The organism is Arthrobacter sp. SDR-2R (genome assembly GCF_057747955.1).
This window is the reverse complement of record NZ_CM173231.1, coordinates 2,073,909-2,092,942: the sequence shown is the minus strand read 5'-3', so window position 1 is coordinate 2,092,942 and position 19,034 is coordinate 2,073,909. Positions and strand designations below refer to the sequence as shown.

The following is a 19,034-nucleotide window of genomic DNA, read 5'->3' as shown; positions in this document are numbered from 1 at the left end:
GTCTCACGCCGTGATGATCACTTTGAGGGCCTTGGTTTCGGCTGCCCGGGAAAACGTGTCGTAGGCGTCAAGGAACTGGTCGAAACTGAAATGGTGCGTGGCGAACTTCTCCGCCCTGATCTTTCCCTGGGCCACAAGCTTGAGCAGCATGGGCGTCGTGTTGGTATTCACCAGCCCCATGCTGATGTTGATGTTTTGGATCCACAGGTTTTCCAGGTGCAGCTCCACCGGTTTTCCGTGCACGCCAACGTTCGCCACCGATCCACCCGGCCGCACTATGTCGGTGCACATGCCAAATGTTGCCGGCACGCCAACAGCTTCGATGGCCACATCGACGCCCTGTCCGCCGGTCAGGGCCAGGACCTGTTCCTTCCAGTCACTGCTGCCGGAAAGGACAGTGTGCGTGGCGCCGAACTCCCTTGCCTTCGCCAGGCGGTTGGCGTCCAGGTGGATGGCCACCACAGTCGCTGCGCCGTACAGTCCTGCCGTGGTGATCGCCGCCAGGCCCACCGGCCCGGCACCAACAACGGCCACGGTGTCGCCGGGCTTCACCCGGCCGTACTGGACACCTATTTCGAATCCGGTGGGGAGGATATCAGAGAGCATGACGGCCTGTTCGTCGCTGACGCCCGCGGGCAGCAGGTGCAGCGAGTTTTCGGCGTACGGCACGCGGACATACTCCGCCTGGGTCCCGTCGATCAGGTGTCCGAAGATCCACCCGGTGCCTTCCTGGCCCTCGCCTCCCAGGCAGTGCGAATAGAGTCCGGTCTTGCAGTTGGCACAGTGGCCGCAGGATTTGATGCACGAGATGATGACACGGTCATTCACCTTCAGGCCGGTCACGGAAGGCCCGGTTTCCACGATGGTTCCCACCGCCTCATGTCCCAGGATCCGGCCCTTTTCGACGGCGGGTACGTCACCTTTGAGGATATGCAGGTCGGTGCCGCAGATCGTGGTGGTATCGACCTTGACGATGACGTCGCCGGGTTGCTGGATCCGGGGGTCGGGGACATCAGTCCATGACTTGTCACCCGGGCCGCCGTAGACGAGGGCTTTCATGTGTCTCTCCTTACTGTGTGGGACGGATTCTCCGACGTTCGCCGCCGGCTTGCGCGGACAGCTGATGGTTGGGCTGCGGGCCGGCGGGATTGGCTGCCGGCGGATCCAGTGCCTGGAGTTTGGCTATGTGCAGGCTTCCGAGCACCAGGAAAAGCCCCGAGAGCCCAAGGGCGGGCAGCAAGGCGGCCAGGCTTGGTTCTGCACCGAACAGGGGTTTAACCAGTTCACCCACCGCCAGGGAGAAAATGAGGGTGAAACCCAGGACATACAGGGCCGGGAGAAGCAGCAGTCCCGTACGGTGGCCCCGGTACGTGAGGAAGGACAGGATCAGGAACCCGGGCATGATGAAGCAAAGGTCCAGGATGAAGAACGAGTAGAGGGAGTCAATCTGCTCGCCGCTGCGCATCAGGGGCAGGAGCATCCCGATCCACAGAGGGTAGAAGATCAGCGGCTGAAGGATGGCACCGGCCGCTGACACCAGCCTCAGTGCACGGGGAAGGGAGGCGGATGGCGCGTCGCGGTCCATGGTGGCCCCGGCGGTGACCATGGCCCAGAATGACACTGCGTAGACTGCCATGTAGAGCAGGTACAGGCCGTTGTACGTCCGCTCAATGACGTAGATCCCGTATGCGTAGAAGAGGTAGCCAAGGAGCCCCAGTGCCACGATCTGGTATTTGGCCCTGTGCGGGCCAACCGCGTAGGCCAGGTACAGCAACGCGAGCCCGGCCGCGACGGAGAGCAGGTCCTGGGAGTAGGCGCCGGGGATCAGGTCAGCGGCAACCACCCTGTTGTAGATTCCGGGCCGCCAAAGCCCCGTTGCCGCAGCGGCGAGCGCCAGCAGTCCGGCAACAGCCCACAGCAGGCGGTTGAGGAACAGATGGGTCAGCATGGGCCACCTTTCACCGGAAGATGAGCGTTTCCCGGGCGTCCCCACAGCGTCCCATTGGGCCGGCCGGACCCCAAGTGCCATTGGTCCTTCCTTGGGCATTGGTCCTTCCTTGGAGGCCGGGCCTTTATGCCCTTACGGGAGGCGGGAGAGTTGCCTACGCTGTGGCCTATGACTGAGAAAACGAACGTGCCTGTGCCGGAAATCCTTGACGCGGACGAGTGCTGGACGCTCCTCGCCCAGACCGGGGTGGGGCGCCTGGCCGTCATCGCCGATGGCCATCCGGATGTCTTTCCCGTCAATTACAAGGTGGACGGCAGGACGCTGGTTTTCCGCACCGGCGGCGGTACCAAGCACCAGGCCCTCCAGTCGGAAGCCACCGTGGCCCTCGAAGCAGATGCGGTCAGCTCCCAATTCGGGCTCGCATGGAGCGTCGTGGTCAAAGGCACGGCTGTTGAAGCGACGCCCACGGGCCCTGACCTGGATGACGTCAAGCGGGCGCTGTTTCCATGGCAGGGCGTGGGGCAGGAGCACTTCATCCGCATCACGCCGGAGTCAATAACGGGGAGGCGCTTCACGGTGGACGCACCACTGCTGTGGCAAACCTCGCTGGACGACGCAACCCGCGCCGGTTTCGAGTAGGAATTACGGGCAGGAGACACCGTGCGCGCATGGTGGGTGAACGGGCCGGGCCCCATATCCACCCACCCGCTGGTTCAGGGACTCCGTGCCACTCCCACGCCTGCGGCCAACGAACTCGTGGTGGAAGTGACTGTCTGCGGTGTTTGCCGCACCGACCTCCACCTCGCTGAAGGAGACCTGGCACCGCACCGTGCGCAGACTGTGCCCGGGCATGAAGCAATCGGCGTGGTTGTTGAGGCAGGAGTTGACTGCTCCCGGTTCAGGACTGGCGACAGGGTGGGTGTGGCGTGGCTTGGCGGGGTTTGCGGCAGGTGCGACTACTGCCGCCGGGGTGATGAAAATCTGTGCCAGTCGCCCGTCTTCACCGGCTGGGACAGGGATGGCGGCTATGCCGAGTACTTGACGGTTGCGGAGGACTTTGCCTACCCGGTACCTCCAGCCTTCCCGGATGAGCAGGCGGCACCACTGCTGTGTTCGGGCATCATCGGGTACCGCGCGCTGAAGCGCGCCGCCCTTCCCGTGGGTGGCCGCCTTGGCATTTACGGCTTTGGCAGCTCTGCCCACATCACCGCCCAGTTGGCGCTTAAACAGGGCGCCTCCGTGTATGTCATGACCCGGTCTGACGGCGCGCGGTCGCTCGCCCTGGAGTTGGGAGCTGATTATGCGGGGGACGCTTATGACCAGCCGCCGGTACCGCTCGATTCCGCCATTCTTTTCGCACCGGTTGGAGACCTTGTCCCGGCTGCGCTGCGCGCCCTGGACCGGGGCGGAACGCTTGCCATCGCCGGAATCCACCTAAGCGACATCCCGGCCCTCAATTACACCAGGGAGCTCTTTTTTGAACGGCAGGTGCGGAGCGTGACAGCCAATACCCGGGCTGACGGGCGTGAGTTCCTGGCTCTCGCAGCCAGGCTTTCGCTTACCCTCACCACCACGGCCTACCCGTTCCAGGCTGCGGCCAAGGCACTTGAGGACCTGGCTGCCGACAGGATTACCGGTTCGGCAGTCCTGCGGGTCCGGCCGGAACAGTAGCCTCTCATCCAAACAGGACGGCGGCCTCCTGGTACCGCGCTTCAGGGACCACCTTCAGTTCCCCCAGCGCTTCTTCAAGGTCGACGTTGACAATGTCCGTGCCGCGCAGCGAAACCATGGTGCCCCACCTGCCGGCGGCTGCCGATTCGACGGCGGCCAGGCCCAGCCTGGTGGCAAGGACACGGTCGAAGGCCGTGGGTTCGCCGCCACGCTGGATGTGACCCAGGACGGTGGCGCGCGTTTCGATGCCGGTCCGCAGCTGCAGTTCTCCTTCAAGCAGCAGTCCGATGCCTCCCAGCCGCGGGCGTCCGAAAGTATCCAGGCCACGGGGCGCGTACGGTGCTTCGTGGCCTTCAGGAGCGAAGGCCTCGGCCACCACCACGAGCGGAGCCCTGCCCCGGTCACGGGCTGACAGCACCCACGAGCAAATTTGGTCCAGGGACACCGGATGTTCAGGTATCAGGATGGCGTGCGCGCCCGATGCCATCCCGGAATGCAGTGCTATCCAGCCCGCACTGCGGCCCATGACCTCGGCCACCATGCACCGGTGGTGCGATTCGCCGGTGGTCCGGAGCCGGTCGATGGCTTCGGTGGCGGTCTGCACCGCAGAATCAAAGCCGAAGGTGTAGTCGGTGGCGCCGAGGTCATTGTCGATGGTCTTGGGCACTCCCACCACGTTGATGCCCTGGGAGCAGAGTTCCCGGGCGGCTGCCAGTGTTCCCTCTCCCCCAATGGCAATCAGGCCGTCCAGTTCGTTGTGCCGGACGCAGGCACGGACACCCTCGATTCCATTGCCCACCAGCGGGTTGGTCCGGGACGTGCCCAGGATGGTTCCACCCAGGCGGGCGATCCCACGGACACTCGTACGGGGCAAAGGGTAAATGTCCTGCTCCAACACACCCCGCCAACCGTCCCGGAACCCGATGAATCCATAGCCATGCGAAACGTGTCCGCCCAGCACGGCTCCCCGGATGACCGCGTTCACGCCCGGGCAGTCACCGCCACTGGTGAGGATCCCCAGCCGCTTCACCGGACCACCACCCCCGAAGCCCGGACAGGCAACGGAAAATGGAGGGTTTGCCCGGGAGGAAGGACCTCGTCATTGCCATGCACCTGCACCTTGATGGGGCCGGCGTCACCGGGAGCAGAGGCGATGCTCATGTCCCCGTCCTTGAGATGTATGCGGAGGCGGTGTCCCCGGTAGAGGACCTCAAAGGCAACGGCGCGCAGCCCGGTGGGGAGGTTGGGTGCAAACAGGATCGTGTCACCGCTGAACCGGAGCCCCGCAAAGCTGCGCTGGACCACGTCGATGGTTCCGGCCATCGCGCCCAAATGGATGCCCGCGCGCGTGGTGCCGTGCTGGGTATCGTCAAGATCGGCGTCGAGCGCTTCCCGGAAACTGTCCCACGCCCGGTCCGCGTCCAAGCCCGCAAGGACGGACGCGTGGGCAACCCTGCTCAGGGTGGAGCCGTGCGCCGTCCTGGCCAGGTAATACTCGATCGTCTTGTTAAGGTGTTCCGCCGTGAATGCATACTGAAGCCGCCGAAGAATGCTGACCAGTCCGTCGTGTCCCAACAGGTACGGGAGCATCAGGACGTCGGCCTGTTTTGCCAGCTTGTAGCAGTTGGTACTGTCATCTTCGGCCTCGAGGATGAGGTCCAGCCGCTCAATGTCGCCGTACCTGTCCCGGTAGTGGTCCCAGTCGAGTTCCTTCAACGACCCGTAGCCCTCGAACTGGCTAATGACGCCGTCCTCGTGAAAGGGGACGTACATCGCCGATCCCACGTGCGCCCACCCGGCGGTTTCCTCCTCTGTGACACCCAGGCGTTCCATGAGTACGGCACGTTCGCTGCCGTGCAGGAAAGCCATGATTCCCCTTGCCGTGGAGCAGGCCCATGCCGCCATGACATTGGTGTAGGCATTGTCGTCCAGGCCGGGTCCGTCGCTGCCGGGATAGCCGGTGTGGTATTCGTCCGGTCCCACGACGCCGCGCAGGTGGTAACGGCCCTCCTGCTGGTCGTAGTCCGCCAGTGAGCGGAAGAAACGGGCAACCTCGATCACCAGTTCCGCCCCCTTTTGCAGGAGCCAGATCTTGTTACCAGTGGTCTGGAAGTACTGCCAGGCATTGAACGCGACAGCAAGTCCGGAGTGCACCTGCAGGTGCGAGTAGTCCTTGACCCACCTGCCGGACCTGTCGTTGTACAACCATTTGGGCGTTTCCTCGGTTCCGGCGCTGGCGCTTTGCCACGGAAATTTCGCCCCTGCCAGACCTTCCAGGGCCGCGGCATGCCGGGCGGCGGGAAGCCGCCGCCACCTGTAATCGATGACGGCACGCGCAACCTCAGGCGTCCTCGAGGCGAGTACCGGCAGGACGAACAGCTCATCCCAAAAGACGTGGCCCCGGTAGCCCTCGCCGTGGAGTCCACGCGCCGTCACACCGGCATCCAGTTCGGTCGTATGGTGTGTCAGTGTCTGCAGCAGATGGAATATGTGCAGGTTCAGGACAAGGCGCACCTGGACCGGGGCATCGATCTCCACCATGAACGGCCGCAGCTCGCGCCGCCACGCTTCCTCGTGCGCCGTCAGCAGCGAATCGAAGTCCCCGGGGATACGCGCCAGGACCGCACGGGCACCGGCTTCCGGAGAGGATATGGCACGGTCACGGGACGTCACCACTGCCACCGTCTTGGTGATCCGCACCGCGGCGCCGGCACTGAGGGACAGCAGAAGAGTCTGGAAATGGAAGGCCCCTTTCCTGCCCTCCTCAACTCCCTCCGCTTCCGGGAATACCTGTGTTCGATAGGCCGCGGCGATGCGGATGAGGCTCTGGGTAGTTTCCACTTCGACGACGGAGGCAGCAAGCGCGGACGGCTCAGGGATGGAGCGGTGGGAGGCTGTCCTGTCAGCGATGTGGACGTCCGAACCCTGGGCATGTTCGGGGAGGTTGGCGTTGCGGACCCCGGCGTTGACACCGCTGCGGACCTCCACCTGACCGCTCCAGCCCAGCGCGGTGATAACCGTCTCAAGGACCAGCAGATGGGGCTCGGCCATGGACGCGAAACGGGTTTGCACTACTTCCAGCCTGCGGTGGTCGGCTGTCTCCAGCAGCAGCCGCCGCTCCAGTACCGCCCGCCTGAGGTCCAGGACCCTGTGCTCGCGGACCGAGGTCATTCCGCCCTCCGACCACCACTGCTGGCCCGGCAGGCGCAGGTCGAGCGGCAGGCAGTTGGGGGCGTTGACCATGTGTTCTTCCAGCAGCGTCTCGCCGCCGGCTTCCGCGCGGACACGGTTGTAGACGCCGGCGAGGTACATGCCCGCGTAGCTGAAGCTGCCGCCTTCGGGCGCCGCCCCGCGGACGCCCATGTAACCATTGCCCAGCGTGGTCAGGGCTTCCCGGTGTCCCTCGTGTGCGGCGTCGAAACCTTCATAGACGAGGTGCCAGGCGTTGCCGATGACCTGGCCCAGATCCAGCTCCCCCACGTCGTTGAGGACGGTATGGGCGCCGGCTGCCTCAAGCTGCCGGCGGTTGCCGGTCCGGTCGATTCCGACAACGAGGCCGAAGTCACCCCGGCGGCCGGCCTCAACCCCCGCCGCGGAGTCCTCGATCACCACCGCATGTGGCGGGGAGACCCCAAGCCGCGATGCGGCCGCAAGAAAGACGTCCGGCGCCGGTTTTCCGCGCAGGCCGAGCCGGGCCGCCGTCGTTCCGTCCAGCACCACCCTGAAGAGATCCTGGATGCCCGCCGCTTCCAGGACCAACCCGGCGTTCCGGCTTGAGGTGACCACAGCAGTGGGCACTGCCGCGCCCGCAAGCCTCTGCAGCAAATCCAGGGTGCCTGGGTAACTCTGGACGCCGTCGGTCCGGAGGTGTTTCAGGAACAGTTCGTTCTTCCAGGCACCCAGGCCGAACCCGGTCCATGCGCCGGCTTCGTCCGTCTCGTTTCCCTTCTCAACCTGCACTCCCCTGGCAGCCAGGAACCGTACCACCCCCTCCTCCCGCGGCATCCCGTCGATGAAGGTGAGGTAGTCATTCCTGCTGAGCGGGGCACGGTTGGCGCCGGCAGGGACTCTTGGGTCACGCAGGATCCGGTCGAACGCATCTTTCCAGGCAGCCTGGTGGACCAGCGCTGTATTGGTGACCACCCCGTCCAGGTCGAAGATGACGGCGTCAAACGGTGGCTTGGCAGCAGCGGCGGTGGGCGACCCGATCATAGGTCAGTGGTACCAGCAAAGCGGTCATTCCGGACAGGGCCCTAGGGCCCGGCGCGGCCGCCGGGTCACGACGCGGCCACTGGAACCCTATGTCTTTGCGCCGGCTGTGTGCCCCACGTGGCTCCACCAGGTCAACGGGGACGTGATGGAAAAACGCCTGCCCGTTACGGAGTTGGGAACGATCCGGACAAAGTGCTCCTTTTCACCGGCCTGCCAGGGAAACAGGGTAAGCCCTGCTCCCTTCATCAGTTCCTCCGATGGCTCGAGGATGACGGCCTTGCCTTTGACCAGGACGCTCCATGCTTTGGCGGCATCATGGCCGTCGGCTTCCAGGGCGACGGCGAGCGGCCCGCCTGCTGCGCGCAGTTTCGTTCCCTCCCCCGTCCGGAAGACCAGCGATTCGTGGTCCACTTTGTAGTTGACCGGGAACACCTCCGGGTATCCGTTCACCAGCACTGCCAAATGGCCGACGGATACTCCACGCAGGAGGTCCCAGCACGTTCCGGCGTCCAGGACTTCGGTAGGCGTTTGCGGTGGATCGTTGTGCATGCAGTCGAAGGTAACGGCTTGCGGGGCCAGCCCGGTAGAGCATTTAGGCCCGGGTCCCCTTGCCTTGACAGGCAAAGAAAAACACCCCGGTCCGAAGACCGGGGTGTTTTACCCGTGGGTGGAGATGGGGGGAATTGAACCCCCGTCCGATGTCGTGTTGTCAGGGCTTCTCCGGGCGCAGTTTGCGTCGGATTTTCTCGGCCCCAGCCATGCTGCAAACAGCTGGCTGATCCGGGCCCAGTCATCTAAAAGTCCCGTTTACTCCGATGACGGGAGCAAACAGCAGTGGCTATCTAAATGACGCCAGGATCCGGGGCGATAGCAACCCCGGGCTGACGGACTGTCTTACTGCTTAGGCAGCAAGAGCGAAGTCAGTGCGCTTAGATTCGGCACTTATTGGTTTGCAGAAAGCGTTTACGAGATAATTCTGCATCCTCGGCCCGCTTCACCTGTCGCGACTAACACCGTCGAAACCGATCATCCCCGTATTTTGTTACCAAACCGGCTGGCAAGCCTGCCGGACTATCCATACTAACGCATGACCCGTGGAAATAATTCCTACCGGCGCCGGTTGCGCTCGCGCATCTCACGCTGGGCTTCACGGTTGTCCTGCTGTTCCCGCAGCGTCTGCCGCTTGTCGTATTCGCGCTTGCCGCGGGCAACACCGATTTCCACCTTGGCCTTGCCGTCCACGAAGTACAGCTGGAGGGGAACAATGGTGTAGCCGGACTCCCGGACCTTGTGGGAGATCTTGATGAGTTCTTCCCGGTGCAGCAGCAGCTTGCGGCGCCGGCGTGCCGCGTGGTTGGTCCAACTGCCCTGGTTGTATTCGGGAATGTGGATGGCTTCCATCCACAGTTCGTCGTTATAGAACGTGCAGAATCCGTCCACCATGGAGGCGTGGCCCTCACGCAGGGACTTCACTTCGGTGCCCATCAGCGCGATGCCGGCCTCGTAAGTATCCAGCACGTGGTAATCGTGCCGGGCCTTGCGGTTGGTGGCCACTACCTTACGGCCACTTTCTTTAGGCACGGGGAAACTCCTCGGGTTCAGGTCGGGTGCCTCCGGGCCTGCGGCGCGGAGCTATACCAGTCTACGGCAGCAGCGCTTCGCCCCTACAGCAATCCCATGGGGTCGACGGCGGCACCATTGAGCCAGGTTTCGAAGTGGGCGTGGCAACCCGTGGAGTTGCCGGTGCTGCCGGAGTAGGCAATGAGCTGGCCCTGGGAGACCCTCTGCCCATTCGAAACCACGATGCTGGAGTTGTGGTAGTAGATGGTGGTGAGCGTATTGCCCTGCACCACGCCGTGATCGATCTTGACGCGCCAACCGCCACCATCGGCGGAATTCCAGCCTGAGCTGAAGACCTCACCGGCAGCTGCCGCATACACGGGCGTGCCGCAGGCTGCGCCAAAGTCGATTCCGGTGTGCATGTATCCACCGGTGCCATAGAAGTCGATGGTTCCCGGCGGGGTGGTGCGGTAGCCAAAACCGGAGGTGATGGGGATGCTGCCGTCGAAGGGGTGGCGGAGGCCAAACGCCGACGGCGATCCCGCGGCGGGCGGGACGTACGGCTGCGCGGGCGGGGCCGGGCGGTTTGCGGCGGCCGCGGCCGCGGCCGCCGCAGCGGCAGCAGCAGCCGCCTGCCTGCGCTGCTCGGCTTCCCAAGCTTCACGGGCCCTGCGGTCGCGTTCGGCGATCTCGTTGGCCACCTGGTTCTGGTTGGCCTGGACGCCGGCCAACTGGGCCTGGATGCCGGGCTTTGCCGCTTGGAGTTCGGCATCGAGGCGGGTGGTGTTCGCAATGAGCTGGTCGACTTGGGCCTTCTTGGCCGCAGCCTCGTCGCGGGCGGCCTTCTCCCGCTCCAGGGCGGCGTCGGCCTTGGCCTTGAGGTCCTTGATCTCAGCTTCGACAGCTTGCAGGCGCGCTTCGGAGTTGACGTTGGTGGCGTTCTGCTGGCTGAGCTTGTCCATGGCTGCGTTCTGGCTGCGCATGGCCTGGTCCGCAAGGTCCATGGTTTCGGTCAGGCTGCTGCCCCTGTTGGAGCCGAAGAAGAGCGACAGGTTCGAAGGAACGCCGCCGGATTTGTAGGCCTGGGTGGCGATCTGCCCAATCAGTTTCTTGGTGTCCGCGATCTTTTGCTTGTCCGTCTCCAGCTGCTGGGTGATCTTGGCCTTGTTCTGCTGGGCCATGTCCACGCGGGCCGACAGCGCCTCTACCTCCTTGACAGCCCCGGCTACCCGCCCCTGTGCCTCAAGGAGTGCCTGCTGGGCACCGGGCAACTGTCCCTGGTAGATCACCAGGTCGCTGGCGGCCTTGGCGATCCGGGAATCGACGAATTCGAGGGATGCCTGGACGCGTGCGGCTTCGGCCTCGAGCGCGGCTTGGCGGTCTTCGAGGTCGTCGGCGAAAGCGACGGGTGTGGCAAGGGCCATCCCGGCCGAAAGGATGACGGTGAGCACGCCGCTGACGATCCCCAAACGGCGGGCAGCGGCCCGCCCTCGGCTGTGCCGGGGGCGGGGCAAGGTTTGGTGAATGAGGTTCATGGGCATTCCTAGGTCGCGGTGTGCACAGCCTAAACGCGCAAATATCTACGTAAGGTCAAGAGAGACGAAATTCCTGCCAAGGATCCGCCAAGGATTATCAGCGCCGGGGCGATGATCAGGGTCTGCCCGGATGAGATAAAGGCCGTATCCGGGTATTGCCGCGACATATAGTCGCCCAGGAAGTATTGCGCTACGGCCCACAGGGTGCCCGAGGCCAGGGCAGCGCCGATGACGGCTGCTATGACGCCTTCCAGGATGAACGGCAGCTGGATCACGGTTTTTGAGGCACCGACCAGGCGCATGATTCCGGTTTCGCGGCGCCGGCTGAACGCGGAGAGCCTGATGGTGGTGGCGATCAGCAGGATGGCGCAGACGATCATGACCCCTGCGATGCCGACCGCCACAAGGGACGCACCGTTCATCACCGAGAAGAGGCGTTCGAGGAGCTGGCGCTGGTCGATCACCGTTTCCACGCCTGGCTGGGAGGAAAACGTCTCGCTGATGATCTGGTACTTTTCCGGGTCCTTCATGTTGATCCGGAACGATGCGGGCAGCTGGTCCGGCGTCACGGAATCGACGATCGGAGAGTTCGAAAACTGGTCCTTGAAGTGCTTGTAGGCCTCATCCTTGGACTCGAACTGAAAGTCGTTGATGTACTGCGCCACGGCCGGGGACTCAAGGAGCGCGTTCAAGCCCTGTTGCTGCTCAGGGGTGACTGGCCCGGAAGCGCAACCCGGCGCCGTCGAACCTTCACTGCAAAGGAAGATCGCCACCTGGACCTTGTCGTACCAGTAGCCCTTCATCTGGTTGATCTGCATTTGCAGCATTCCGGCCGCACCCACGAAGGTGAGGGACACGAACGTCACCAGGATGACCGAGACCACCATGGAAAGGTTCCGGCGCAGCCCGCTGCCGATTTCCGAAAGGATGAATGCGAGCCTCACCGCTGGGCCTCGCTTTCAGCGCCATTGCCCGGCAGGCCGCCGTCGGGCGTTTCCCTGCCACTGGCGTCCTTAAGGCGCCTGGACTGGCCGACGACGGGAATCATCGAGGTGTACAAGGCCTTGGCTTCGTCGCGGATCACCACGCCGTTCCTGAGTTCGACCACCCGTTTGCGCATTTCGTTGACGATGTCGTCATCGTGGGTGGCCATCACCACGGTGGTTCCGTTCTGGTTGATCTTGTCCAGGACGCCCATGATTCCCATGGACGTGGTGGGGTCCAGGTTTCCGGTGGGTTCGTCCGCGAGGAGGATCCCGGGCCGGTTGACCACGGCACGCGCGATGGCCACGCGCTGCTGCTCGCCGCCGGACAGCTCGTGCGGCATGCGGTGTTCCTTGCCTTCGAGGCCGACGGTCTTCAGGACCTCCGGGACGGTGTCGCGGATGACGCTGCGGCTCTTGCCGATGACCTGCATGGCGAACGCCACGTTGGCGAAGACATTCTTTTGGGGCAGGAGGCGGAAGTCCTGGAACACGACGCCGATGCCCCGGCGGAGGCGCGGAACACGCCAACTGGAAATCTTCGCGACGTTTTGGCCGGCGACGTAAACAGCGCCGGAGGTGGCGCGGTCTTCCTTCAGCACCAGGCGGAGGAAGGTGGATTTTCCGGAGCCGGACGCACCGACAAGGAAGGCGAATTCGCCGCGGTCAATCTCAAGGGTGACAGAGTCCAGCGCCGGACGGGCTTTCTGGTCGTAAACCTTGGTGACATTTTCGAATCGGATCATGGCCCTAAGTACCCTGCAGGGCATGGCTGATTCTTGTGATGCAGCCCAGTTCTGCAGCCGGTGCACGGGTTTTCGTTTGGGGAAAGTAGGGCCCCGGCCCCTCGACTATACGCAGGGTCCCCCGTGCTTCGACCTGCTTTCGGGGGCGTGTCGCTGGATCAGCTGCAGGACGGCGGGGCCGGCAGGCCTACTTTTCGGCGTTGCGGTTGTCAGTACGCCAGCGGATGCCCGCATCGATGAAGTCGTCAATCTCGCCGTCGAACACTGCGGACGTGTTGCCCACTTCGTGCTCGGTGCGCAGGTCCTTCACCATTTGATACGGGTTCAGAACGTAGGAGCGCATCTGGTCACCCCACGAAGCTTTAACATCGCCGGCCAGCGCCTTCTTCTCCGCATCCTCCTGCTCCTTCTTCAGCAGCAGGAGCCGGGACTGCAGCACGCGCATGGCGGCGGCGCGGTTCTGCAGCTGCGATTTCTCGTTTTGCATGGAAACCACCGTGCCGGTCGGGATGTGGGTGAGGCGGACGGCGGAGTCCGTGGTGTTGACCGACTGGCCGCCGGGGCCCGACGAACGGAACACGTCCACCCTGATTTCGTTGTCCGGGATGTCGATGGAGTCCGTCTGCTCGATCAGCGGAATGACTTCCACGGCGGCAAAGGACGTCTGGCGGCGGCCCTGGTTGTCGAACGGGCTGATCCTGACGAGACGGTGGGTTCCGGCTTCCACGCTGAGCGTGCCGTACGCGTAGGGAGCCTTCACCTCGAAGGTGGCCGACTTGAGCCCGGCCTCCTCCGCGTAGGACGTGTCCATGACGGTGGTGGGGTAGCCGTGCCGCTCGGCCCACCGGAGGTACATGCGCATCAGCATCTCGGCGAAGTCTGCGGCGTCCACGCCTCCCGCGCCGGCGCGGATGGAGACCACGGCTTCGCGTTCGTCGTACTCGCCGGACAGCAGGGTGACCACTTCCAGGTCCTTGAGGGCTTTCCTAATGGACTCAAGTTCTGTCGCGGCCTCCCCCATCGAGTCCGCGTCGTCCTCGTCCTGCCCAAGCTCAACGAGGACTTCAAGGTCGTCGATCCGGGATGCCAGGCTGGTGAGTCGCTCCAGTTCGGACTGGCGGTGGGAAAGCCGGGAGGTGATTTTCTGCGCGGCCGCGGGGTCGTCCCAAAGGTCCGGCTCCCCTGCCCGCTCGCTGAGTTCGGCGATGTCCTCCTTGAGTGTCTCCACGTCGCTGACGCGTTCAATGGACTCGTAGGTGGCGCGCAGCGCCCGGATTTCAGCGGAAAAATCAATATTGGCCATGGTTGTTTAAGCCTACGCTATGGAGCGGTACGGCCCGGCGCTGCCAGGATCATTGGCTCAGCGGGTGCATGACTCAGCGGGTCAGGCGTGAGCGGGCGGTGGACGTCGCTTCGATTCGGATGCCATCAGGGACAAGGAAGTTCACCACAGGTGGGTGCATGTCTGCCGTGAGGACCACGACGGCGGTGGAGCCGTCAGGTGTACCCGTTGTAGCGGCGACGGCGAGGCCTGAGAAACGCTGCGAGGCTGGGCTCCTCGAGACGAAGTCGGCAGCTACATTGCGGACGCGCGCGGGATTAAGGACAGCCGAGGGGCTTCCACCCTGGGATGTGACTTCTCCCAGGGTGTAGCTGTCGGCCGCCGCAAGCGATGCCCCGTCTGCCAGGGACAGCAGGCGCTTGTGCTCCAGATAGACGGCAGATATGCCGACGACGACCGTCGCCACCAGAAGTGCCAGGGTGATGTAGCCGAGAATCATCACCATGACCTGGCCGCTCTGGTCCGATTCCCCGCGTTTCACCGGTACCGGCCTACCAATTGGGTGGAAGACGCCTCAACCTCCGTGGCTGATAATCCGTCGGCGAATGGAATGAACGGCAGCGGTACGCTCAGGCTTACGGTGACAGTCACCGTGGTTCCGGCGGCCTGGCAGTCAGCAGGGTTGCAGGTCGTGGCCATGCGGGCCCTGTCTGCCTGGTGCCCGAAGTCGGAAAGGGCGAGGGCCACGGCCTGCTCCGCAGCTGCCTGGGCTGTGGAGGAATCCGGCTGTGCCACATAAACCTTGGCCGCCTGGTCCGCGGCACCCACCACGGCGAAGGAACCGCCCTGGATTTGCCCGACGGTGATCACGAAGTACACCAGCGGGACCATCAGCAGAAGTGCAAGGAACGTGAACTCGACTACCGCACTTCCTTGCTCGTGTCCGCTCCCCTGCTCCTCATGCACAAAGCCCTGCTGCTGGTGCTCCCCGCGAGCAGGCCTGGGGCAGTGGGATGGGTCGCCCACGTGCGTGCCCCCGGCACGCTCCCTGCAGAGCACTTCTGCCACGCGGGCCGTGACCAGGAACAGATTGGAACCGGACTGTGCGCTGGAGCGGGACTGGGCACTGGAACAGGACTGCGCACTGGCGCGGGGTGGTCCGTCGGGGTGGGGCAACGGGCTGGCGCTGAACGGATCAAGGCTGGACAGCCGCATGCCCTTTCACCTCCAGCAGGTCCCGGGGCCCAATCAGACCGATGACCGGCATTGGGGAACGGACAGTCACTTCCAGGGTGCGCATCCCCTGGACAGTTACTTCCTGCGTACTGACCTGGTCAGCAAAGCCTTCGTTCAGGGCCATGCTGATGAGGCTGCGGGTCCGCTCTTGCGCGTCGGCGGCATTGCGGTCAGCGAGTGTGCCGTACCGGGCACCAGAGGCAGCAGCATCAATAAGTGTGTTCCGGACATGCAGAACCAGGGTCAGCTGAATAATCGCAAGGAAGAACATCGTCAGCAACCCGCCAACCAGGACGAAGTCCACCACGGCTGAACCCCGCTCGCCCGGCTTGGGCAGCACTGGCTGCACGGGTCCGTGAGCGGACGGCAGCATGGTTCAGTTCCCCACCTTGTCCATTGCCTGGTTGAACATGGCCTCCAAGGCGGGGCCCGCGAGCGCCAGCAGGGCTGCAACCAGGACCGCGGACATCAGGGTTATCATCACCCATCCCGGAACGTCCCCTCGTTCAGGGTTATCGTTACCGATGGTCGGAGGCACCTGAAGGTCTTCCCTGCCTTCGGTGTACTGTGCACCGATAGGGCGCCCCCTCCCGGCTGTCGCGGGCACCTTGAGCTGCAGTAAAGCGGCAAGGCCAAGAAGCAGCAGTGCACAGCGGGTTCCCATGGTTTTCATCTTGAGTCCTATTCCTGGTTCCTAAGGTGGGCTTTAACTAATGGCAGCGGGTCCGGGCTTCGGGTCTTTCTCCCCATCAGAAGCCCAGGTTGATGGCGGCCAGGCCGGGGAAGACAGCAAACACCACGGTCAGGGGAAGCACCCCGAAAACCAGGGGCACCATCATTGCGATTTCCTTTTTCCCGGCAGCTTCCATCAGGTCCCGCTTGGCCGAATCGCGCACGTCCTGCGCCTGCGCGCGAAGCACGTCCGCAAGGGGTGTTCCTCTTTCCACCGCAACGATGATGCCGTCAACAAACCTGACCAGCGGCGCAAGGTCGGTGCGCGCAGAGAACTCCTGCATTGCCAGAATCAGCGGCTTGCCGGCCCTGGTCTCCGCGAGGATCTTCGAAAATTCCTTGGACAGCTCACCGTTGGCACTCCTGCAGACGCGATCCAATGCGCCTGTTGCGCTCTCCCCTGCGCCGACGGCCAGGGCCATCAGTTCGGCAAGGCTGGGAAACTCGGCCATCATCCGCGCTTCCCGCCGGCGGACCTGGGCGCCAAGCCAGTAATCCCGCAACACAAAACCCGCTGCGGTACTGCCGATAATTACCGCCGCTGCCAAGAGCGGACTGAACCTGCCCGCTGCGGCTCCAATGAGCATGAAAGTCGCTGAGAGGACAAAACCCGCAGCAGCCCACAGCAACTGTTCAGCGCGGAAGTCGATGGCAGACTTGTTGATTCCTGCCTGGGCCAGCCGCCGGCCCGTGGCACCAGGCGTGGGGTTCAGTCTTCCCAATGCGGACAGCCAGTCCCGGAAGACGGGACGGAAAATTCGTTCGAGGGGGCCGAAAGGTGTCAGGTTCTGCTCGCCGGCGTGCAGGAGCCTCGACTCCAGGTTTTGCGACTTAAGTTGGGGCTCTATGCGTTGGGAAAGCGTCAGGGCGCGCATGGGAGGTGACCGGAAGATCACGAGCCACAAACCAAGGCCAAGGCCGATACCGCAGATTACTGCTGCAGGCGGGATGATGATCATCGGAGCACCCTTTCGTCCTGTGGCAGGGCCCCGATCTTCAACATCACCGTGTAGCAAACAAGCGAGACCACCAAGCCGCCGAGCAGGACTGCGGCGCCCATAGGCGTGTTGTAGGCCTGGATCGCCTCCGGCCTGCTGGCAAGCAGGATCATCACGATCCAGGGAGCCGCGACGGCAAGCCGGGCGGCATTGATGGTCCACGACTGCCGCGCCTCGAGCTCGCTGCGGGTCCGGGCATTCTCCCGCAGGAATTCCGCCAAGGTGCCCAAGAGCTTCCCCAGGTCCGAACCGCCTACCTCCCGGGTCAGCCGGAGCGCTTCGACGATGCGGTCGGCCACCGGGTCAGCCAATCGCTGCTTCAACTTGTTTAGAGACCCATCAAACTGGCCTCCGGCGCGATAGTCAGCGCCGAACTCACGAAAAATGGGCCGCAATTCCTCAGGTCCCTTTTCTCCAAGCTGAATGAGGGCCTCGGGCAGGGGCAGGCCCGCACGGATCGCAGAGCGCAGATGATCCACGACGTCAGGCCAGAGTTGGCGCAGCAGGGCCGTCCTCTTTTTGGCCCGCCACCTGAGGATGGTGACGGGAAGCCATGTGCCGAAAAGTCCGAAGCAGCCCGCAATGGGCCACGAATGGCTAAGCCCGTAGAACACCAGTGCTACAAAAACCCCGAGGCCCAAGCAAGTACCGGCCAAACCGCGGGCTGAGACCCTGTCGACCCCGGCAACCGCGAGCAGGTCAGCCAGGTGGCCGGGCTTTCGCACGCGGTTCCCGGGGTCCGGCGTTTCCCAACAGGACCACCAAATGAGGAAGAGGCCCATCCCTAGCGCCGCCCCCATCAGCGCCGGGATCATCGCGGATCCAGCAGCGTGGCGAGGTCGTATCCTGCACGCGAAAACTTCTCAGCTGCCGGCATGGCGTTGGCCCGTGGTTGCAGGATTCCATTCTCCAGGGCGAAAACCAGTGACGACTCGATGATGCCGTTTTCCACGCGGCGCCCCAACGATAGGATTTGGGTCACTTGCCGACGCCCATCGGGATGCCTGCTGCAGTGCACTACAAGGTCGATGCAGGATGCAACGGTGGGGACCACGAACGCACTGGAGATGTTGTCCCCCGCCAGCAGCGGCAACGTGCAGATCTTGGTCACAGCATCGTGCGCCGAGTTCGCATGGACGGTGCACATTCCGGGCAGGCCACTGTTAAGGGCAATCAGCATGTCCAGGCTCTCGGCTTCCCGCACCTCCCCTACCACCAGCCGGTCCGGACGCATCCGCAACGCTTCCTTGACCAGGCGACGGAGTGGAATTTCGCCCTCACCTTCGAGGTTCGGCTGCCGGCACTGCAGACCCACCACGTCCCGGAGCGGAAACTGAAGTTCAAAGATCTCCTCGACCGTGATGACACGCTCCCGGCTACCTATACTCGCCGCCAGACAGTTCAGCATGGTTGTCTTGCCTGCCTGGGTGGCCCCCGACACAAGGATGTTGAGGCCACTGGACACCGCTGCGCCGAGAAATCGTGCCGACTGCGGTGTCAGCGTTCCCAACTCGACCAGGTGTTCCAGTCGGCTGGCCTTCACGACGAATTTGCGGATGTTCACGGCCCAGTGCCGGCGGGTTACATCCGGAATGACTACGTGGAGCCTGGATCCGTCCGGCAGTGCCGCGTCCACAAAAGGGGACGACATGTCCAGCCGCCTGCCGGAGCTTTTGAGCATGCGTTCTACGAGGTCACGCACGTGTTGCTCGGAGAGGCTCAGCGAGGTCAGCTCTGACTCCCCGTTGCGTGCCACATATATTTCGTTTGGCGCGTTGAGCCAGATCTCTTCTATTGAAGGATCGTCGAGGAGTGGCTGGAGCACTCCAAAGCCGGCTACGGCATCGAACAGGAACCTACGGGCAGCATCCAACGGGCCAAGGGGTGGAAGAGGCCCCATAAGGGCGCGCTCGTCATAGTCAGTGACGGCTGCTTCCACCAGCCTACGGACCTCTCCTGCCTGCCTCAGTGGGTCCAGCCCACGACGGCGGATGAGCTCGCGGACTTCGTCCTCGACAATTTCCAGCGCGTCCATATGTTCCCCCATACAACTGCCGCCCCCAGCGGAGGCAGTTCGACTGGGTACAGCTTAAGTAGAGCGTCCTGCCGCAACAAGTCATTCAGCACTCCT

19 protein-coding genes and 1 other RNA gene are annotated in these 19,034 nt (G+C 63.7%); 2 read left to right on the top strand and 18 right to left on the bottom strand.

The window, feature by feature from the left end; translation table 11 throughout:
- Positions 1-3 precede the first annotated feature (3 nt).
- On the bottom strand, positions 4-1,059 hold the full coding sequence (locus AC3ANU_RS09725; RefSeq protein ID WP_488315905.1) for a zinc-dependent alcohol dehydrogenase family protein: 1,056 nt from the start codon (positions 1,057-1,059) through the stop codon (positions 4-6).
- Positions 1,060-1,069: 10 nt separating this feature from the next.
- Positions 1,070-1,948 (bottom strand): hypothetical protein, encoded by an 879-nt coding sequence (locus AC3ANU_RS09720; protein ID WP_488315904.1) that lies wholly within the window; start codon positions 1,946-1,948, stop codon positions 1,070-1,072.
- Between the two features lie 168 nt (positions 1,949-2,116).
- Here AC3ANU_RS09720 and AC3ANU_RS09715 point away from each other — a divergent pair, with 168 nt between their 5' ends.
- Entirely contained in the window at positions 2,117-2,587 is a 471-nt protein-coding gene (locus AC3ANU_RS09715; protein ID WP_018768462.1) for a pyridoxamine 5'-phosphate oxidase family protein, read from the top strand.
- Positions 2,588-2,608: 21 nt separating this feature from the next.
- Entirely contained in the window at positions 2,609-3,619 is a 1,011-nt protein-coding gene (locus tag AC3ANU_RS09710; protein WP_488315903.1) for a zinc-dependent alcohol dehydrogenase family protein, read from the top strand.
- 4 nt (positions 3,620-3,623) lie between these two features.
- Here the strand turns inward: AC3ANU_RS09710 and AC3ANU_RS09705 are convergent, their stop codons facing one another.
- The 16 genes from AC3ANU_RS09705 to AC3ANU_RS09630 all read right to left on the bottom strand — a co-directional run bounded on the left by AC3ANU_RS09705 (position 3,624) and on the right by AC3ANU_RS09630 (position 18,938).
- A complete protein-coding gene (locus tag AC3ANU_RS09705; RefSeq protein ID WP_018768464.1) occupies positions 3,624-4,649 on the bottom strand; it encodes an ATP-dependent 6-phosphofructokinase in 1,026 nt (341 codons plus the stop codon).
- Positions 4,646-7,831 carry an HAD-IA family hydrolase gene (locus AC3ANU_RS09700; protein ID WP_488315902.1) on the bottom strand — a complete coding sequence of 1,062 codons (3,186 nt, stop codon included), beginning with the start codon at positions 7,829-7,831 and terminating at the stop codon, positions 4,646-4,648. Before AC3ANU_RS09700 ends, AC3ANU_RS09705 begins: the two co-directional genes overlap by 4 nt.
- Positions 7,832-7,918: 87 nt before the next feature.
- Positions 7,919-8,380 (bottom strand): pyridoxamine 5'-phosphate oxidase family protein, encoded by a 462-nt coding sequence (locus AC3ANU_RS09695; protein WP_144599907.1) that lies wholly within the window; start codon positions 8,378-8,380, stop codon positions 7,919-7,921.
- 116 nt (positions 8,381-8,496) lie between these two features.
- Positions 8,497-8,865, bottom strand: a transfer-messenger RNA (tmRNA) gene (gene ssrA / locus AC3ANU_RS09690).
- Positions 8,866-8,938: 73 nt separating this feature from the next.
- The gene (smpB, locus tag AC3ANU_RS09685; RefSeq protein WP_009356865.1) at positions 8,939-9,412 is read right to left on the bottom strand and encodes an SsrA-binding protein SmpB; all 474 of its coding nucleotides are present in this window, start codon (positions 9,410-9,412) and stop codon (positions 8,939-8,941) included.
- A gap of 83 nt (positions 9,413-9,495) precedes the next feature.
- On the bottom strand, positions 9,496-10,926 hold the full coding sequence (locus AC3ANU_RS09680; RefSeq protein WP_488315901.1) for a peptidoglycan DD-metalloendopeptidase family protein: 1,431 nt from the start codon (positions 10,924-10,926) through the stop codon (positions 9,496-9,498).
- 29 nt (positions 10,927-10,955) lie between these two features.
- On the bottom strand, positions 10,956-11,870 hold the full coding sequence (ftsX, locus tag AC3ANU_RS09675; RefSeq protein ID WP_018768469.1) for a permease-like cell division protein FtsX: 915 nt from the start codon (positions 11,868-11,870) through the stop codon (positions 10,956-10,958).
- Positions 11,867-12,655, bottom strand: a complete 789-nt coding sequence (gene ftsE / locus AC3ANU_RS09670) for a cell division ATP-binding protein FtsE (protein WP_488315900.1) — start codon at positions 12,653-12,655, stop codon at positions 11,867-11,869. The genes ftsX and ftsE overlap by 4 nt, the downstream gene beginning before the upstream one ends.
- Positions 12,656-12,842: 187 nt before the next feature.
- Positions 12,843-13,958, bottom strand: coding sequence for a peptide chain release factor 2 (prfB, locus tag AC3ANU_RS09665; protein ID WP_018768471.1), 1,116 nt, complete (start codon positions 13,956-13,958; stop codon positions 12,843-12,845).
- A gap of 73 nt (positions 13,959-14,031) precedes the next feature.
- On the bottom strand, positions 14,032-14,478 hold the full coding sequence (locus tag AC3ANU_RS09660) for a pilus assembly protein TadG-related protein (RefSeq protein ID WP_488315899.1): 447 nt from the start codon (positions 14,476-14,478) through the stop codon (positions 14,032-14,034).
- Positions 14,475-15,152, bottom strand: coding sequence for a hypothetical protein (locus AC3ANU_RS09655; protein ID WP_488315898.1), 678 nt, complete (start codon positions 15,150-15,152; stop codon positions 14,475-14,477). The genes AC3ANU_RS09660 and AC3ANU_RS09655 overlap by 4 nt, the downstream gene beginning before the upstream one ends.
- Positions 15,133-15,546, bottom strand: coding sequence for a TadE family protein (locus tag AC3ANU_RS09650; RefSeq protein ID WP_488315897.1), 414 nt, complete (start codon positions 15,544-15,546; stop codon positions 15,133-15,135). Before AC3ANU_RS09650 ends, AC3ANU_RS09655 begins: the two co-directional genes overlap by 20 nt.
- 3 nt (positions 15,547-15,549) lie before the next feature.
- On the bottom strand, positions 15,550-15,846 hold the full coding sequence (locus tag AC3ANU_RS09645) for a hypothetical protein (RefSeq protein WP_018768475.1): 297 nt from the start codon (positions 15,844-15,846) through the stop codon (positions 15,550-15,552).
- Positions 15,847-15,922: 76 nt separating this feature from the next.
- On the bottom strand, positions 15,923-16,864 hold the full coding sequence (locus AC3ANU_RS09640; RefSeq protein WP_144599911.1) for a type II secretion system F family protein: 942 nt from the start codon (positions 16,862-16,864) through the stop codon (positions 15,923-15,925).
- Positions 16,861-17,718: a type II secretion system F family protein gene (locus AC3ANU_RS09635; RefSeq protein WP_134163814.1), complete on the bottom strand. Its 858-nt coding sequence runs from the start codon at positions 17,716-17,718 to the stop codon at positions 16,861-16,863. The genes AC3ANU_RS09640 and AC3ANU_RS09635 overlap by 4 nt, the downstream gene beginning before the upstream one ends.
- Complete coding sequence (locus AC3ANU_RS09630; RefSeq protein WP_488315896.1) at positions 17,715-18,938, bottom strand: TadA family conjugal transfer-associated ATPase; 1,224 nt, start codon at positions 18,936-18,938, stop codon at positions 17,715-17,717. Before AC3ANU_RS09630 ends, AC3ANU_RS09635 begins: the two co-directional genes overlap by 4 nt.
- Between the last annotated feature and the right edge of the window lie 96 nt (positions 18,939-19,034).

Excerpts from the sequence above, each read along its gene's own strand:
- AC3ANU_RS09725 (WP_488315905.1), bottom strand. The coding sequence starts at position 1,059 with ATGAAAGCCCTCGTCTACGGCGGCCCGGGTGACAAGTCATGGACTGAT.
- AC3ANU_RS09720 (WP_488315904.1), bottom strand. The coding sequence starts at position 1,948 with ATGCTGACCCATCTGTTCCTCAACCGCCTGCTGTGGGCTGTTGCCGGA.
- AC3ANU_RS09715 (WP_018768462.1), top strand. The coding sequence starts at position 2,117 with ATGACTGAGAAAACGAACGTGCCTGTGCCGGAAATCCTTGACGCGGAC.
- AC3ANU_RS09700 (WP_488315902.1), bottom strand. The coding sequence starts at position 7,831 with ATGATCGGGTCGCCCACCGCCGCTGCTGCCAAGCCACCGTTTGACGCC.
- AC3ANU_RS09695 (WP_144599907.1), bottom strand. The coding sequence starts at position 8,380 with ATGCACAACGATCCACCGCAAACGCCTACCGAAGTCCTGGACGCCGGA.
- AC3ANU_RS09680 (WP_488315901.1), bottom strand. The coding sequence starts at position 10,926 with ATGAACCTCATTCACCAAACCTTGCCCCGCCCCCGGCACAGCCGAGGG.
- ftsE (WP_488315900.1), bottom strand. The coding sequence starts at position 12,655 with ATGATCCGATTCGAAAATGTCACCAAGGTTTACGACCAGAAAGCCCGT.
- prfB (WP_018768471.1), bottom strand. The coding sequence starts at position 13,958 with ATGGCCAATATTGATTTTTCCGCTGAAATCCGGGCGCTGCGCGCCACC.
- AC3ANU_RS09655 (WP_488315898.1), bottom strand. The coding sequence starts at position 15,152 with ATGCGGCTGTCCAGCCTTGATCCGTTCAGCGCCAGCCCGTTGCCCCAC.
- AC3ANU_RS09650 (WP_488315897.1), bottom strand. The coding sequence starts at position 15,546 with ATGCTGCCGTCCGCTCACGGACCCGTGCAGCCAGTGCTGCCCAAGCCG.
- AC3ANU_RS09645 (WP_018768475.1), bottom strand. The coding sequence starts at position 15,846 with ATGAAAACCATGGGAACCCGCTGTGCACTGCTGCTTCTTGGCCTTGCC.
- AC3ANU_RS09640 (WP_144599911.1), bottom strand. The coding sequence starts at position 16,864 with ATGATCATCATCCCGCCTGCAGCAGTAATCTGCGGTATCGGCCTTGGC.
- AC3ANU_RS09635 (WP_134163814.1), bottom strand. The coding sequence starts at position 17,718 with ATGATCCCGGCGCTGATGGGGGCGGCGCTAGGGATGGGCCTCTTCCTC.
- AC3ANU_RS09630 (WP_488315896.1), bottom strand. The coding sequence starts at position 18,938 with ATGGACGCGCTGGAAATTGTCGAGGACGAAGTCCGCGAGCTCATCCGC.